This is a genomic window from Pantoea sp. WMus005 (assembly GCF_013415305.1).
GTDB classification, from domain to species: domain Bacteria; phylum Pseudomonadota; class Gammaproteobacteria; order Enterobacterales; family Enterobacteriaceae; genus Pantoea; species Pantoea rara.
The window spans coordinates 117,685-132,998 of the sequence record NZ_JACBXU010000001.1 but is presented as its reverse complement, the minus strand read 5'-3'; the positions used below and the strand labels follow the sequence as shown (position 1 = coordinate 132,998).

Sequence of the window (15,314 nt, the reverse complement as noted above, 5' to 3'; positions counted from 1 at the left end):
ATCCTATGCCAATTTCTCATAAAAGTACGCCAAAACCCCAGGAGTTTGCGGCGATTGACCTGGGCTCGAACAGTTTCCATATGGTGATTGCGCGGGTTGTCGATGGTGCGATGCAGGTACTGGGCCGCCTTAAACAGCGCGTCCATCTGGCTGATGGGCTGGATGCTCAACACAACCTCAGTGAGGAAGCGATGGAGCGGGGCCTGGCCTGTCTGGCCCTGTTCGCAGAACGTCTGCAGGGATTCAGTCCCAGCAACGTGACGATTGTTGGCACCCATACGCTGCGCGAGGCGATAAACGCCGAAACTTTCCTGCAGCGTGCTGCTGAGGTGATTCCCTATCCTATCGAGGTGATTTCAGGCCATGAAGAGGCCCGTCTGATCTTCATGGGCGTTGAACACACGCAGCCGGAAAAAGGCCGCAAGCTGGTAATCGACATCGGCGGCGGCTCCACCGAAATGGTGATTGGTGAAGATTTTGAACCTCAACTGGTTGAGAGCCGGCGGATGGGCTGTGTCAGTTTCGCCCAGCTCTATTTCCCGAAAGGTGAAATCAGCCGTGAAAACTTCCGTCGAGCCCGCTTAGCCGCCGCGCAGAAGCTGGAAACGCTGGCGTGGCAATATCGTCTGCATGGCTGGCAATATGCGCTGGGCGCGTCCGGTACCATCAAAGCCGCCTGTGAAGTGCTGCAGGCGATGGATGAGAAAGAGAAGCTGATAACGCCTGAGCGCCTTGAAAAGCTCTATGACGAAGTGATGAAACATAAATCCTTCTCTGCACTGAGCCTGCCGGGCCTGTCAGAAGAGCGCAAAGGGGTGTTTGTACCCGGACTGGCTATTCTCTGTGGCGTTTTCGATGCGCTGGCGATTCGCGAACTGCGCCTCTCTGACGGTGCGCTGCGTGAAGGTGTGCTGTATGAGATGGAGGGCCGCTTTCGCCATCAGGATATTCGCAGCCGGACGGCGCAAAGCCTGGCTAACCATTATGCCATCGACAGCGATCAGGCGCGACGCGTGCTGGAAACCACCGAGCAGCTCTATCTGCAGTGGAGCGAGCAGAATCCTAAACTCGCGAATCCGCACCTGGCTGCACTGCTGAAATGGGCAGCGATGCTGCACGAAGTGGGCCTGACCATCAATCACAGCGGTCTGCAACGCCATTCAGCCTACATTCTGCAAAATACCAACCTGCCGGGCTTCAATCAGGATCAGCAGATGCTGCTGGCGGCGCTGGTCAGATTCCATCGTAAAGCGGTGAAGCTGGATGAGTTACCGCGCGTCACGCTGTTTAAGAAAAAACAGTTTGTACCGCTGATTTTCCTGCTGCGCCTGGGCACCCTGCTGAATAATCAGCGCCAGGCTACCACGCGTCCGGAGGCATTAACCCTGAAATGCGATGATGGTCACTGGACGCTGATTTTCCCGGCGGGCTACTTTGCGCAGAACAACCTGGTCCAGCTCGATCTTGAACGTGAACAGGTTTACTGGAACGATGTCACGGGATGGAAGCTGATCCTCGAAGAAGAAGTCTGACAACCTGGGCGCCTGGCGCCCTTTTAACTGAATTGATGAAAATGACACAACCAACCGCACCACGTTCAGGTGAAAACTATTTTGCCGAAACCTATGGTTTAACGCCGCCCCACTCCGAAGTGGTTGCGGCTCTGCCCCAGCTCAACGTCGGCAAGGCACTTGACCTTGGCTGTGGCGTGGGACGCAATACGCTGTATCTGAATCAGCACGGTTTCGACGTCACGGCATGGGATCATAATCCGCAAAGCCTGGCGCGCCTGCAGGAGATTATTGCGCAGGAAAAACTCAGCGGAATTCACACCGAGCAGCGTGATCTGAACAATACGCGCTTCAATGGCGGCTTTAACTTTGTGCTGTCGACCGTGGTGATGATGTTTCTGCAACCGCAGACCATTCCGCAGCTGATTGCCGACATGCAGGCCTGCACGGTCAGGGAGGGTTTCAACCTGATTGTGGCGGCGATGAACACGGACGATATGCCCTGCCCGGCTGATTTCTCTTTTGCTTTTAAATCGGGCGAGCTCAGCCATTATTACCGCAACTGGCATATCGTGAAGTACAACGAGCACCCCGGTCAGTTGCACCGTAAAGATGAAAATGGCAACCGCATCACCTGCCGCTTTGCGACATTACTGGCGCAAAAAGCGAGTTACTGATTTTTATCTGCTGTTTTTTTCAACAGCGATTGATTTCATCAGGCGACTGTGCCTAAATATTGCCGTCGCCCCCGATGGGCTCATTACAGGAACCACCCCGCGTGAACAGCGCTATATCTCCCCGAAGACGTCAAAAAACCGGCACCATGACCCGCATTGTGTTGCTGATCAGTTTTATCATTCTTTTTAGTCGCCTGATTTTTATCCTGCCTGCTGCCTTCGAGCATCATCAGCAACAGAAAGCGATTTCTGAACCGGTTGCCGTAACATCAGGCGATACGCGTTAGCAAATACTGTCTTTTCGCCTGAAACGTAAACCTTATCCAGATAACTGGACTCTTTTTTGCATCTCTTTTTCAGGCGAAACGCTACACTTCGTGCTGGTGCTTTCAGACTAAGGGATCCAATGTGTCTGTCTCTCATTCTCAACGTTTAAGTGAAATACGTCATCGCATTCTGACGCTGCTGCTCAACGAGCACGATCTGGTTGATTCCCTGCTGGAAAAGTCCGGCGATCTCAATCCTGAACAGCAACGTGAAAATGCGGCCCAGCGTGACGCGCTGGAGCAGGATATTCAGCAGCTTCATGCCGCTGACCTCGCCGATATTCTCGAAGCCCTGCCCGAAGAGGAGCGTCAGGCGCTGTGGCGGCTGGTGCCGAACGAGCGGCGCGGTCATGTGCTGGTTGAAGCTTCCGAAACGGTCTGGGCCAGCCTCACCGAAGAGATGAGCGACCGCGATATTCTGCGTGCTATCCAGCCGCTGGATATCGATGACCAGGTCTGGCTGGCGCAGTATCTGCCACGTGACCTGACCGGACGCCTGCTGGCGACCGTGGAGCCGGGTCTGCGCGCCCGTATGCTCGATATGGTGCAGCTTGACCGTGATCGCGTAGGCCGGGTGATGGATTTCAATATCCTGACAGTGCGCGACGATGTCACGCTGGCAACGGTGCAGCGTTTTCTCCGTAAGCGAAAAAGCATGCCAGGCGGTACCGATAAACTCTTTATCACCAATAAAGACAATCAGCTGCTGGGCGAGCTGCTGCTGACGGATATCCTGCTTAACAAACCTAAAACGCTGGTGAGCGACGTCATGAACGCACGCCCTACCACCTTCCAGCTCAACGACAAGGCCGAGGACGCCGCGAGCGCCTTTGAGCGTTATAACCTGATTTCTGCCGCCGTCACTGACGCGAAGGGTAAACTGATTGGCCGCGTGACCATTGAAGACATCGTCGACCTCGTCAATGCTGAAAACGAAAGTAACATTCGTAAAATGGGTGGTATCAGTCAGGAAGAGGATGTGTTTGCGCCGGTGCGTAAATCCGTGCGTAAACGCTGGGCCTGGCTGGCCATTAATCTCTGTACCGCTTTTATCGCCTCACGGGTCATCGGGCTGTTTGAGGGAACTATTTCGCAAATCGTGGCGCTTGCCACCCTGATGCCAATCGTCGCGGGTATCGGTGGTAATACCGGTAATCAGACCATCACCATGATTGTGCGGGCACTGGCCTTACATCAGGTTGAACCCGGTAACTTCTCGTTTCTGATTGTTCGTGAACTGGGCGTGGCGCTGATTAACGGCCTGTTCTGGGGCGGCATCATGGGCGGCGTTACCTGGCTGATGTATGACAATATGGCGCTGGGCGGCGTCATGATGCTGGCCATGGCGCTGAACCTGCTGCTGGCCGCATTGATGGGCGTACTGGTGCCGCTGGTGATGACCAAAATGAATCGCGATCCCGCCGTTGGCTCCAGCGTATTGATCACCGCGCTGACCGATACCGGCGGCTTCTTTATCTTCCTGGGACTGGCGACGATCTTCCTGTTGCCACACTGATCAGGCGTGCAGGCCGTAACGTTGCAGCGACCCGTTAAGATTGCGCTGGCGCGTCACCTGTGCCAGCTCACGGGTCGCCGCAGGCAGCGTATAGTTGCCGCGCTGGCTCAGCCACTCCAGCACATCCGCTAAGTGCCAGATGGCGGTTTTACCGTCATGCACCGGCAGTGGAAACGGCGGGCGGTGGCTGAGCATCAGCTTACGCATATTCTGACGCGTCATGCCGATGATCTCTGCCACATCCGTCAATCCCACAAAATCAGGTGCCGCTTCCACCAGCGCGGCGCCCGGTATTGCGCGCAGCACATTCTGTTCCGCCTGCATCAAAACATCCGTTGCAGAGTCAGACTCCCGGGTAAACTCCAGTGCAATGCGCCCAGGCATACCCAGACCAATCAAAGCATCATCACAGCCTGCTGCTGCCAGTGTTTCCAGCAACTCATCCACCGGCGCATGCCCTTCCGGCAGGCTAAACCGCAGTGTAAAACAATATTCCATATGCCTCTCCTTGTGCTGCATCAGGACTTCAGATAGTGACAGTGCTCAACCACGCGTCGCAGCGCCTGGGCATGCTGATGTGCATTTTTCGGTGTGCTCCAGATGCAGGTCAGACAAAACTCCCCACATCGGCACATCAACAGATTTTTCGGACAATACATTTTTCCCCAGGCGTGATGGCCTCCCACGACGACCAGCCAGCCCTGAGTTTCGGCGTAACGTAGCGCCGTTTCGATCTCTTTATTGGGATGCCGCTTCCTTGCCATGTGTGTCCCTATCCTGACGCCGAAATAATGAGTTGTCAACTGACAATCTGGTGAATATTTCTTAATGCGGCTTAGCATGCGCAGACTTTTTCTCGCAGTAAAACGGTCAGGGTATAAACTGGAAAACGTTACGCAAAGAATGATCATCGCCAGCGTCAGTCTGGCAGCAGCAACAGCAAACAACGGAGATAATATGTTTAAAGCAGAGGATTTTGTTCAGTCGAAAACCGGCGGACCTAAAATGCAGGTGCTGCGCGTCGAAGGCGAGACCCTGTGGTGCGCACGCGTTGATGATGCGGCGAAGAAAGAGATCGAAGTGAAGGCAGAGAGCGTCAATCTCTATCATGAAGAGGGTGACTTTGGCGTGTGCTGAGTCGAAACGGCCCCGCTAGCGGGGCCAGAGGGTCAGGGCTTATCCTTCTGAAGGTTGTCATTGCCCAAGCCACCGATAAACGGCAGACGCAGCCCGAATGGCGCAAAGTCGAGTCCCATGTTAAGCCCCAGCAGGTTCACTTCAAATCCCTCCTCCGCGCCCAGCGTGACACCCGCCACACCCAGAATAGACACCTGCACACCGCGGCCGGATGGTGGCAGTCCGATTGGCCTCCACAGTGGCCGGTAATCCTTGCCCAGCGCGTTAGCGGGCAGATCCAGCCGTAAGGCTGGCACTTCGCGGCCGATATGTGCCAGGAAAGTGTTGCTGTTCGGTCCGGGCCAGGCGCGATAGGTTGTCGGCCACGGATAGGATTTAATGGCGGCTTCTATCTGCGGGATCATCGCTTCCGCTTCTGGTCCGCGATGCTCTACCAGCAGCCGGGGTTTTGCGCCATACCAGTAACCATCCGGCAGGTTGGTGTTGCGCCGGATTTTGTCGCCGCTGCCCCAGCTAATCACTTCATAGCGCGTGTAGCGCGTTTCGCCAGCACGTTTGAAGATGATCCACGGATGCACCGCCACCCGCCCTTTCCAGCCATAGGTCGGGGCGGCATAGACCTGCACAATGGCCAGGTTGTATAACGCGCGCGGATCGGGCGCTATCCCGGACGAATCGCGTCGGGCGGTCGCCCAGCCGCCTGGCTGTGCGGTTTCGCCGTGACGCGTTGCCTGCGCGATGCTGGCACCCAGCGACAGCAGCAGTACGGCAACAAAAAACAGGCTGAACACTTTGAGTGAGAGCATGACAACATTCCTGGTGACGTAAAAATCATAAACGCCTTAGTTGCAGGCGATTTCAGTAAGTGGCGGCTTTGGAATACGGATTATCGAAGCGGCGGATAAAAGCAGGACACAAAGGAAGGTAAGTGCAGGCTTCTACTGCAGGGAGAATAGCGTAATTTCCGGTAAAGTGAACAGAAAACCGCCAGCAATGGGTATGGATGTGGTGAAAGGTTAAAATGGCCCGTCTAAGTAGAGTTCAGGCAACAAAAAGCCCGCTGGAAGCGGGCTTTTAAAGCATCAGGAGCTAATCGGCATAAGCCGGTTTATTCCCACTCTATTATTAATAGCGAAATAGTTTAATTATTTTTCAGAATTTTATATATTAACCCTGTACTAAAATCATATTAAACCATTCAAAAATTTTTGTGATGCTTCACTTCCTAGTGATTATAATTAGACCAGCTACTCGTATAGCTGATTATTTTCAGCCACAGGGCTATTCTCCTTCAGCTTCTTTAAATTGCCAAAATAAACAACTCGGATGTACTCTCGAATAAGTATCAGCTTATTGAGAGATCTGTGCAATTTCTTTCCTGACGCTCTGCTAATTTTATTGTCCAGTTGCGTCTTGGATGCAGCACATTCCATCGAGGCTTCGCGAAGGATGCTAATGATGTTTTCGTCGGAAAAAGGCTTCTTCATGGGGATGTCATGATGTGGCTTATAAAGACATTACTAAAGTTATGGTGTATAAATCCACGGGGCACAGGTCAAACCATGCGAGATTAATCACAGACTACAAATTGTCGGATAGAAAAATGTTGCTGCTAAAACATCTTGGGTTAAACAAATCGCAGATTGCAGCCAGATTAGGCATCGAACGTCAAGCTTTTTCAAAAGCGCTGATCACTACCCCCATCAGATTAAACTTAGCAAAGTTCGCGTTTAAGAATTTTAGCGGCTAAACCTAGTGAAGAAAACATAAATTCTTCATATGGAGATGATTCAGCATGTGACGGATAACCATAATAACAGCTCGAAAAAAATACTCGACTGCTGTTCACCAAACGAGTTATTCAAAGGGCTGCGAAGGACTTGCTCGCAGCACAATTAAATGACAGTTATTACTTGAACCTTTAAGTGATTAATATTAATCTATACTAATTAGCAAACTCTATCGCTTCGCGTAAAACCTGCATTCTAATAAAAGCTTTAAGTGCAGGATCAATGAACGTCGTATAATTTTGGATTATCCCCGAACCATCATTTTTATCTACGTCACGTAAAACAGGGCCATATGGTTTTTCTTTTAACTTGCGTAGCGCACCTGACAAATCCTGAGCACTCACATCGCCTCCCAAATAAGATTTAACTTTTTCTCTTATTTGTTCCATTGTTACATACTCATCTTCAATTTCAGACATCGCTCGTAGAATCTGTTTTCGATACCGTTTAACTCCTTTGTTCTCTATTGCTTGCATGTATAAACGATACAAACGCGACTCCCTTTTATTGACATAATCTTCTACAGCATCATCAACATCACTCACTTCTAGTGCTCTTGTGCTCCTTACAAAAGCCTTCTCTGCAGATTCTAAGCATAAATACTGTAATATATTGGGGGAACCAACGGAGACTGAAGCCAACTTCTGAACAGCCACATCCGATATGTTTATTTCAAGATCGCTCATACCAGATGTAATCAATGCAATCCGTTCAGGATTATCCATAGACTTCAAATGTAGATCTTCAATGAGTCGATCTATCCCAGGATCTTTATTGACTAACTTACTAGGATCTGATGATGTACCTAAAAGAATTATTTTAAATTTATCACAATTTGAATTTCCGTATGCTTTGATAAACTTCACAAGATCCTCGAGAAATGCATCTTTCGCGCGATGCAGCTCATCTAAAATAAGAACTATTTCATTTTTCTCACAGATTTCAATCACTTTGGAACTAGTTGGAGATTTAACAAGAAATTCACTTATGTAAGTTTCACCTGATGTCGATGAATTAGATCTTTTAGAGGATAACTTGGCACTCAAAAACCCCACCATCGCAGAGGCTTCTCCTCCCTTCTCCGAGGTTTTTGTATTTGAAGTTTGATCAGTTTTCGTGCGCTCAATGGCATATCCTATCTTCTCGAGACATTGCTCGATAATGTCGACTAGCTCCTTATCTGCAACACTTTCAACGTTGACAAGTTTGCTATCACCATAAAGACTCCTCACGATATGCCTAGCCATGGATGTCTTACCAACACCATATTCGCCATATACAAGAGGAATAAATCCTCTATCCAGACATTTTTTAAATTCGGCTTCTGAACTGCCTCGGCTTGAATATACGTTACCAGGATCTATTGGCAATTTCCCTGGTCTGAATACATTGTTTGGAGTTAACATTGCTTATCCTAAGTAGAGAATTTAATATTTATCTAGTATTTGAATACTGAGTATGCATTTTAATGATACTGATAGCTACCCTCTCCCGCTAAAAAAATAAATGTAAATGAAGCTTTATGGATTTAATGAAGCATAGTCTCTACTCATCAATCATATCCGCATAATCCCACAAGACTCATTGGCCGGATCAAGTTTGCTGCTGGCCTCTCCAATTATTGGCCGCGCTCATTGTCCCAGCGAAAACTTACATCGCTATTTCATGTGCATGCACGGAAGTCGCGGAATACCCTTGCTCAACAATACCATCGGTAACAACCGGAAATGTTCATCAGCCAAGGTGATTCGCCTATGCCATATATGGCAAAGGTAATAGTTTCCTGTCGCCTGTTAACTCAGTAGTTATACCGAAAGGAAACGGGGTGTGCTGGTATAGCTGCTATGTAGATTTCATCTCGGTCATTGATTTTTCTTAGAGTTTTTTACGGAGTTTGAGGTTGCGAAGCTTAGTATCAGTCAACAAATAGATCATTCTTCATGTCTAGTTTGATGACATGCTGAAATAAAAAGAAAAAATTACTATTTATCAAAAATGAGCTAGTTATATAAATTCAATACCATGCTCATTTAATACAGTGGTATGGTATTGAATAAAACTTATTGCATGTGAATTGATATACCAGCTTTAATACTACTCGCCAACTTTGCATGGCACTGCTCACCATTGCCAAACATTACCAAAATCAAAAAAAGCCCTTTAAATAAGGGCTTGAATTAAAATTTCATCTTTAACTGCTAGGCATTGCCAGACGTTAAATCATTCCCACTCAATGGTCGCCGGTGGCTTACCGCTGATGTCATACACCACGCGGGAAATGCCGTCGACTTCATTGATGATACGGTTAGAGACGCGGCCGAGGAAATCATACGGCAGGTGCGCCCAGTGTGCGGTCATGAAGTCGATGGTTTCCACCGCACGTAGCGAGACAACCCAGTCATATTTACGGCCATCGCCCATCACGCCGACCGAGCGAACCGGCAGGAAGACGGTGAATGCCTGGCTGACTTTGTTGTAGAGATCCGCTTTATGCAGTTCTTCGATGAAGATGGCATCGGCACGACGCAGCAGGTCGCAATACTCTTTCTTCACTTCGCCCAGCACACGCACGCCCAGACCCGGACCCGGGAACGGATGGCGATAGAGCATGTCGTACGGCAGACCCAGCTCCAGACCAATCTTACGCACTTCATCTTTAAACAGCTCACGCAGCGGCTCAACCAGGCCCATCTTCATCTCTTTCGGCAGACCGCCGACGTTGTGATGCGATTTGATGACGTGTGCCTTACCGGTTGCAGAGGCCGCAGACTCAATGACATCCGGATAGATGGTGCCCTGTGCCAGCCACTTAACGTCCTGCAGCTTCAGCGCTTCTTCGTCGAAGACTTCCACAAAGACGCGACCGATAATTTTACGTTTCGCTTCCGGCTCATTCTCACCTGCCAGCGCGTCGAGGAAGCGCGCTTCGCCTTCAACGTGAATAATGTTGAGGCCGAAGTGGTCGCCAAACATATCCATAACCTGTTGTGCTTCGTTCAGGCGCAGCAGGCCGTTATCCACGAACACGCAGGTCAGACGGTCGCCAATGGCGCGATGCAACAGCATTGCCGTCACGGAGGAGTCAACACCGCCAGACAGGCCCAGGATCACTTTGTCGTTACCGACCTGCACACGCAGGCGTTCAACTGCATCTTCAATGATTTTGGCTGGCGTCCACAGGGCTTCACATTCACAGATGTCGATAACGAAGCGCTCAAGCATCCGCAGGCCCTGGCGGGTATGGGTCACTTCCGGGTGGAACTGCACGCCGTAGAAACGCTTCTCTTCGTTGGCCATGATGGCGAACGGACAGGTTTCTGTGCTGGCAACGGTCACGAAGTCAGCCGGAATCGATGTGACTTTGTCGCCGTGGCTCATCCAGACATCCAGCAGCGGTTTACCGGCGGCGCTGATCGCATCTTCGATATCGCGAACCAGCGCGCTTGGCGTGGTGACCTCGACCTGCGCATAACCGAACTCGCGCTCGTTTGAGCCAGCAACGGTGCCGCCCAGCTGCATCGCCATGGTCTGCATACCGTAGCAGACACCCAGCACCGGCACGCCAGCGTTGAAGACATATTCAGGTGCACGCGGGCTGTTCAGTTCGGTGGTACTTTCCGGGCCACCTGAAAGGATGATGCCGCTTGGGTTGAACTGGCGAATCTGCTCTTCGGTGACATCCCATGCCCAGAGTTCACAGTAAACGCCGAGTTCGCGCACGCGACGTGCAACCAGCTGAGTATATTGTGAGCCGAAATCGAGAATCAGAATGCGATGCTTATGGATATTTTCCGTCGTCATTGAGGGGTTTCCAGAACGGTGACTTGATCAATAAAAGCGCCCGGCTTGAGCCGGGCGGGAAATCGGGATTATGAACCCATGCGGTAGTTCGGTGACTCTTTGGTTATGGTCACATCATGCACGTGGCTCTCATTAATGCCCGCGCCGCTAATGCGGACAAATTCCGCTTTGGTGCGCAGGTCGTCAATGGTCGGGCAACCAGTCAGGCCCATGCACGAGCGCAATCCACCCATCTGCTGATGCACGATCTCTTTCAGACGGCCTTTATAGGCCACGCGACCTTCGATTCCTTCCGGTACCAGTTTGTCTGCGGCATTATCGGTCTGGAAGTAACGGTCAGAAGAGCCTTTGGACATCGCGCCCAGTGAACCCATACCGCGATAAGATTTGAATGAACGGCCCTGATAGAGTTCGATTTCGCCCGGTGACTCTTCGGTCCCCGCCAGCATCGAACCGACCATGACACAGGACGCACCAGCGGCGATCGCTTTGGCGATGTCACCGGAGAAGCGGATACCACCATCAGCAATCACAGGAATACCGGTGCCTTCGAGCGCGGTCACGGCATCAGAGACGGCAGTGATCTGCGGAACGCCGACGCCAGTAACGATACGGGTTGTACAGATAGAGCCAGGGCCGATACCGACTTTAACAGCGCTGACGCCTGCCGCGACCAGCGCCAGAGCGCCTGCACCGGTAGCGACGTTGCCGCCGACAATTTCCAGGTCCGGGTATTTAGCACGCGTTTCACGGATACGTGACAGCACGCCTTCAGAGTGGCCGTGTGAAGAGTCAATCAGCAGCACGTCAACGCCTGCTGCGACCAGCGCATCAATACGCTCTTCGTTACCGGCACCGGCTCCCACCGCCGCGCCAACACGCAGACGACCCTGCGCATCTTTACAGGCGTTAGGTTTACGTTCGGCTTTCTGGAAGTCTTTAACAGTGATCATGCCCAGCAGATGGAAGCTGTCATCCACGACCAGCGCTTTCTCAACACGCTTTTCGTGCATTTTATGCAGCACGACGTCGCGCGCTTCGCCTTCTTTCACCGTCACCAGACGATCTTTCGGGGTCATTACCGCAGAAACGGGCTGAGAAAGGTCAGTCACAAAGCGCACGTCACGACCGGTGATGATCCCCACCAGTTCGTTATCGCGGTTCACGACCGGGTAGCCTGCAAAGCCGTTGCGCTCGGTCAGCACTTTAACGTCAGCCAGTGGCGTAGTAGGAAGAACGGTTTGTGGTTCAGTGACCACGCCGCTCTCATGTTTCTTCACCTTACGCACTTCGTCCGCCTGGCGTTCAATCGACATGTTTTTATGGATGAAGCCAAGGCCGCCTTCCTGTGCCAGCGCAATCGCCAGACCCGATTCGGTCACGGTGTCCATGGCAGCGGAGAGCATAGGAATGTTTAAACGGATATTTTTGGTCAGCTGAGTGCTGAGATCGGCCGTATTAGGCAGGACGGTGGAGTGTGCAGGGACGAGCAGAACGTCGTCAAAAGTGAGTGCTTCTTTAGCGATTCTTAACATGGCAATACTCCACCTCGGGTGATTGAGAATAGATAAAATATTGCCGCGGCATTATACAGGCCGTAATCGATTGCCTCCAGCATTATTTAAGAAAAACTCTTGATCCACACCGGCAGCAATGTAGTATCGATGAATTAACCTGCTGATTTGGAATTTGATCTTCGTCACATGTCGCTGCCACCCATCGCCAATATTTTTACTGTCAGCCGTCTCAATACAACAGTGCGTCAGCTGCTGGAGAAAGAGATGGGCCTTGTCTGGATCAGCGCCGAGATTTCCAACTTCACCCAACCGGCATCCGGTCACTGGTACTTCACGCTGAAAGATGATGGCGCTCAGGTTCGCTGTGCCATGTTCCGCAACAGCAATCGTCGCGTCACCTTCCGGCCACAGCATGGTCAGCAGGTGCTGGTTCGCGCCAACATCACGCTCTATGAACCCCGCGGTGACTATCAGCTGATTGCCGAAAGTATGCATCCGGCGGGTGAAGGCTTGCTACAGCAGCAGTTTGAACTACTGAAGGCAAAGCTGGCGACTGAAGGACTGTTCGATCCGCAGCATAAGCAACCCCTGCCGGAACCGGCGCGTCAGGTTGGTGTAATCACCTCTTCCACCGGCGCAGCGCTGCACGATGTGTTACGCGTGCTGCATCGACGCGATCCCTCCCTGCCCGTCATAATCTATCCGACCGTGGTTCAGGGCGTTGATGCGCCAGCGGCGATTGTCCGCGCAATTGAAATCGCTAACCTGCGCAATGAGTGCGACGTGTTAATTGTCGGGCGCGGCGGCGGTTCGCTGGAAGATTTATGGAGCTTTAACGACGAACGCGTGGCGCGCGCTATTTTTGCCAGCCGCATTCCTATCGTGAGCGCCGTGGGGCATGAAACCGATGTCACCATTGCCGACTTCGTTGCCGATTTACGCGCGCCTACCCCTTCCGCCGCCGCTGAGATTATCAGCCGTAACCAGCTTGATCTGCTGCGTCAGTTGCAGTCGCAGCAACAGCGGCTGGAGATGGCGATGGATTACTACCTGGCGCGCCAGCAGCGGCTTTATACCCGCCTTGAGCATCGCCTGCAGCAGCAGCATCCTCAACTGCGGCTGGCCCGTCAGCAGACCGCCTTGTTCCGACTGCAACAGCGTCTGGGTGAAGCGATGGAAACCCGCCTGCGCCTGGCTACGCGTCAGCAGGATCGCCTGGCGCATCGGCTCACTGCTCAACAGCCGCAGCAGCGCCTGTTTGAGGCGCAAAAACAGCTGCAAAGCTGGCACTACCGCCTTCAGCAGAGCATGACCAGACAACTGAACAGCAACAAACAGGACTTTGGTCAACGGGTGGCGCAGCTGGAAGGCGTCAGCCCGCTGGCGACGCTGGCGCGTGGTTTTAGCGTAACCACTGACACCGCCGGACAGGTCGTGAAGAAAACCGCACAGCTCCAGAGCGGCGATTTGCTTCGCACGCGTCTTGATGATGGCTGGGTTGAAAGCCAGGTGACACAGCTGTTGCCTGAGAAAAAGCGCCGCCGCAAAACGGCTTCCTGACGCCAGCTATGCCCGTTAGCTCACATTTTTCCACTTACCGATGGCCTCAATGACCAGGTCTATCCCGCCTCACGGGTCTATACTTTTTGGCACATCCCTGATGCCAAGGAGTTTCAGATGCCTTACTGCGTTATTCCTCCCTATATCCTTCGCAAAATCATCGCGCACGGTTCCGGCCACCAGCAGGAGCAGGCGCGTCGTACCCTGACTCACGTTCAGCATCTCATGGCGGAACACTGGCAAAAGCCGACCGGCGTTAAAACGGCGGCGGGCGGTCATGTAGATCGTGAAATTTATGATGCCCAGAGTCAGGAAACCCTGCCAGGCAAGCTGATTCGTCAGGAGGGTCAGCCCGGTAATGATGATGTCGCGGCTGAAGAAGCCTGGGACTACCTGGGCGTGACCTATGACTTCTTCTGGCAGGCTTATCAGCGTAACTCGCTGGATAATCAGGGGCTGAAACTGCTGGGTACCGTGCACTATGGTGAAAAATACCAGAACGCTTTCTGGAACGGTCAGCAGATGGTATTTGGTGATGGTGATGGCGAAATATTTAATCGCTTCACCATTGCGATTGACGTTGTGGCGCATGAACTGGCGCATGGCGTCACAGAAAATGAAGCCGGGTTAATCTACTTTGAACAGGCTGGCGCGCTGAATGAGTCGCTGTCTGACGTCTTTGGCTCGCTGGTGAAACAGTTCAGTAAAAAACAGCGCGCCGATGAGGCGGACTGGCTTATCGGTGAAGGCCTGCTGGCGAAAGGCATTAACGGACGTGGTCTGCGATCGATGTCTGAACCTGGCACCGCCTATGATGACCCGATGCTGGGCAAAGATCCGCAACCGGCACATATGGATCACTACGTGAAGACCCGTGAAGATAACGGTGGCGTTCATATTAATTCCGGCATTCCTAACCGGGCCTTTTATCTGGCGGCCAAAGCGCTGGGTGGTTATGCCTGGGAACAGGCGGGGTATGCCTGGTACGACACCGTGTGTGACGACGAACTGCCACAGGATGCAGACTTTAAGACCTTTGCCCGCTTCACCGTGCAGCATGGTAAAAAACGGTTCAACGAGTCGGTCAGCAGTGCTATTGAACAGGCGTGGAAGGAGGTTGGCGTGCTATGAGTGACCTGCCCGAACTCACCGATGATGCCACCATCATCGTCGCACGTGAAGGCGGCATGGCCTTTATCCCGGGGCTACGCGCCGAACGTCGCTTTATGCTAGGCGAGTTGCCGGCGACAGAAAAACAGCGTGTCTGCCATGCGCTGGAGCAGGCAATGCCGCTGGGCGAACCCGAGGATAAAGCCGCGCAGGTGGGCAGTGGCGATCAACGTTATTTCCGTATCCAGATTCAATATGCCACCCGCCGCGAGGTGGGCACCATTGTGCTGCTGATTCCGGAACAGGTTGCGCCGCCCGAGTTGAAGGCGCTGTGGCGCGACGGCAAATAAAAAAAGGGCCGACAATGTC

At 52.3% G+C, this 15,314-nt stretch carries 14 protein-coding genes and 1 pseudogene; 8 read left to right on the top strand and 7 right to left on the bottom strand.

The genetic code is table 11. The features are described 5' to 3' along the window. Positions 1-5: 5 nt before the first annotated feature. The 4 genes from ppx (at position 6) to mgtE (ending at position 4,030) form a co-directional block, all read left to right on the top strand. Positions 6-1,532 (top strand): exopolyphosphatase, encoded by a 1,527-nt coding sequence (gene ppx / locus HZZ01_RS00595; RefSeq protein ID WP_179895065.1) that lies wholly within the window; start codon positions 6-8, stop codon positions 1,530-1,532. Positions 1,533-1,573: 41 nt separating this feature from the next. Then, entirely contained in the window at positions 1,574-2,188 is a 615-nt protein-coding gene (gene tehB / locus HZZ01_RS00590; protein ID WP_179895064.1) for a tellurite resistance methyltransferase TehB, read from the top strand. A gap of 101 nt (positions 2,189-2,289) precedes the next feature. Beyond that, positions 2,290-2,475 carry a YfgG family protein gene (locus HZZ01_RS00585; protein WP_179895063.1) on the top strand — a complete coding sequence of 62 codons (186 nt, stop codon included), beginning with the start codon at positions 2,290-2,292 and terminating at the stop codon, positions 2,473-2,475. 121 nt (positions 2,476-2,596) lie between these two features. Beyond that, positions 2,597-4,030 carry a magnesium transporter gene (gene mgtE, locus HZZ01_RS00580; RefSeq protein ID WP_179895062.1) on the top strand — a complete coding sequence of 478 codons (1,434 nt, stop codon included), beginning with the start codon at positions 2,597-2,599 and terminating at the stop codon, positions 4,028-4,030. On the opposite strand, the gene HZZ01_RS00575 is transcribed toward mgtE, so the two are convergent. Both HZZ01_RS00575 and HZZ01_RS00570 read right to left on the bottom strand, forming a co-directional pair. Further along, on the bottom strand, positions 4,031-4,528 hold the full coding sequence (locus HZZ01_RS00575) for an AlpA family transcriptional regulator (protein ID WP_179895061.1): 498 nt from the start codon (positions 4,526-4,528) through the stop codon (positions 4,031-4,033). Between the two features lie 20 nt (positions 4,529-4,548). Then, positions 4,549-4,794, bottom strand: coding sequence for a hypothetical protein (locus HZZ01_RS00570; protein WP_179895060.1), 246 nt, complete (start codon positions 4,792-4,794; stop codon positions 4,549-4,551). A 193-nt stretch (positions 4,795-4,987) separates the two neighbouring features. Between HZZ01_RS00570 and HZZ01_RS00565 the strand changes: the two genes are divergently transcribed. Next, positions 4,988-5,167 (top strand): DUF2158 domain-containing protein, encoded by a 180-nt coding sequence (locus HZZ01_RS00565; protein WP_179895059.1) that lies wholly within the window; start codon positions 4,988-4,990, stop codon positions 5,165-5,167. Positions 5,168-5,199: 32 nt separating this feature from the next. Here HZZ01_RS00565 and HZZ01_RS00560 read toward each other — a convergent pair whose 3' ends face one another. The 5 genes and pseudogenes from HZZ01_RS00560 to guaB form a co-directional block, all read right to left on the bottom strand. Further along, positions 5,200-5,973 (bottom strand): DUF3750 domain-containing protein, encoded by a 774-nt coding sequence (locus tag HZZ01_RS00560; protein ID WP_179895058.1) that lies wholly within the window; start codon positions 5,971-5,973, stop codon positions 5,200-5,202. Between the two features lie 1,139 nt (positions 5,974-7,112). After that, complete coding sequence (locus HZZ01_RS00555) at positions 7,113-8,363, bottom strand: AAA family ATPase (RefSeq protein ID WP_179895057.1); 1,251 nt, start codon at positions 8,361-8,363, stop codon at positions 7,113-7,115. Between the two features lie 395 nt (positions 8,364-8,758). Then, positions 8,759-8,883, bottom strand: a pseudogene (locus HZZ01_RS21140) (integrase); the annotation flags it as partial. Positions 8,884-9,177: 294 nt separating this feature from the next. After that, positions 9,178-10,758 (bottom strand): glutamine-hydrolyzing GMP synthase, encoded by a 1,581-nt coding sequence (gene guaA / locus HZZ01_RS00550; RefSeq protein WP_179895056.1) that lies wholly within the window; start codon positions 10,756-10,758, stop codon positions 9,178-9,180. 68 nt (positions 10,759-10,826) lie between these two features. Then, a complete protein-coding gene (guaB, locus tag HZZ01_RS00545) occupies positions 10,827-12,293 on the bottom strand; it encodes an IMP dehydrogenase (protein ID WP_179895055.1) in 1,467 nt (488 codons plus the stop codon). A 168-nt stretch (positions 12,294-12,461) separates the two neighbouring features. Between guaB and xseA the strand changes: the two genes are divergently transcribed. The 3 genes from xseA (at position 12,462) to HZZ01_RS00530 (ending at position 15,295) form a co-directional block, all read left to right on the top strand. Then, positions 12,462-13,835 (top strand): exodeoxyribonuclease VII large subunit, encoded by a 1,374-nt coding sequence (gene xseA, locus HZZ01_RS00540; RefSeq protein ID WP_179897001.1) that lies wholly within the window; start codon positions 12,462-12,464, stop codon positions 13,833-13,835. Between the two features lie 117 nt (positions 13,836-13,952). Continuing rightward, the gene (locus HZZ01_RS00535) at positions 13,953-14,966 is read left to right on the top strand and encodes a M4 family metallopeptidase (RefSeq protein WP_179895054.1); all 1,014 of its coding nucleotides are present in this window, start codon (positions 13,953-13,955) and stop codon (positions 14,964-14,966) included. Then, positions 14,963-15,295: a protealysin inhibitor emfourin gene (locus tag HZZ01_RS00530; protein ID WP_179895053.1), complete on the top strand. Its 333-nt coding sequence runs from the start codon at positions 14,963-14,965 to the stop codon at positions 15,293-15,295. Before HZZ01_RS00535 ends, HZZ01_RS00530 begins: the two co-directional genes overlap by 4 nt. Positions 15,296-15,314: the final 19 nt, after the last annotated feature.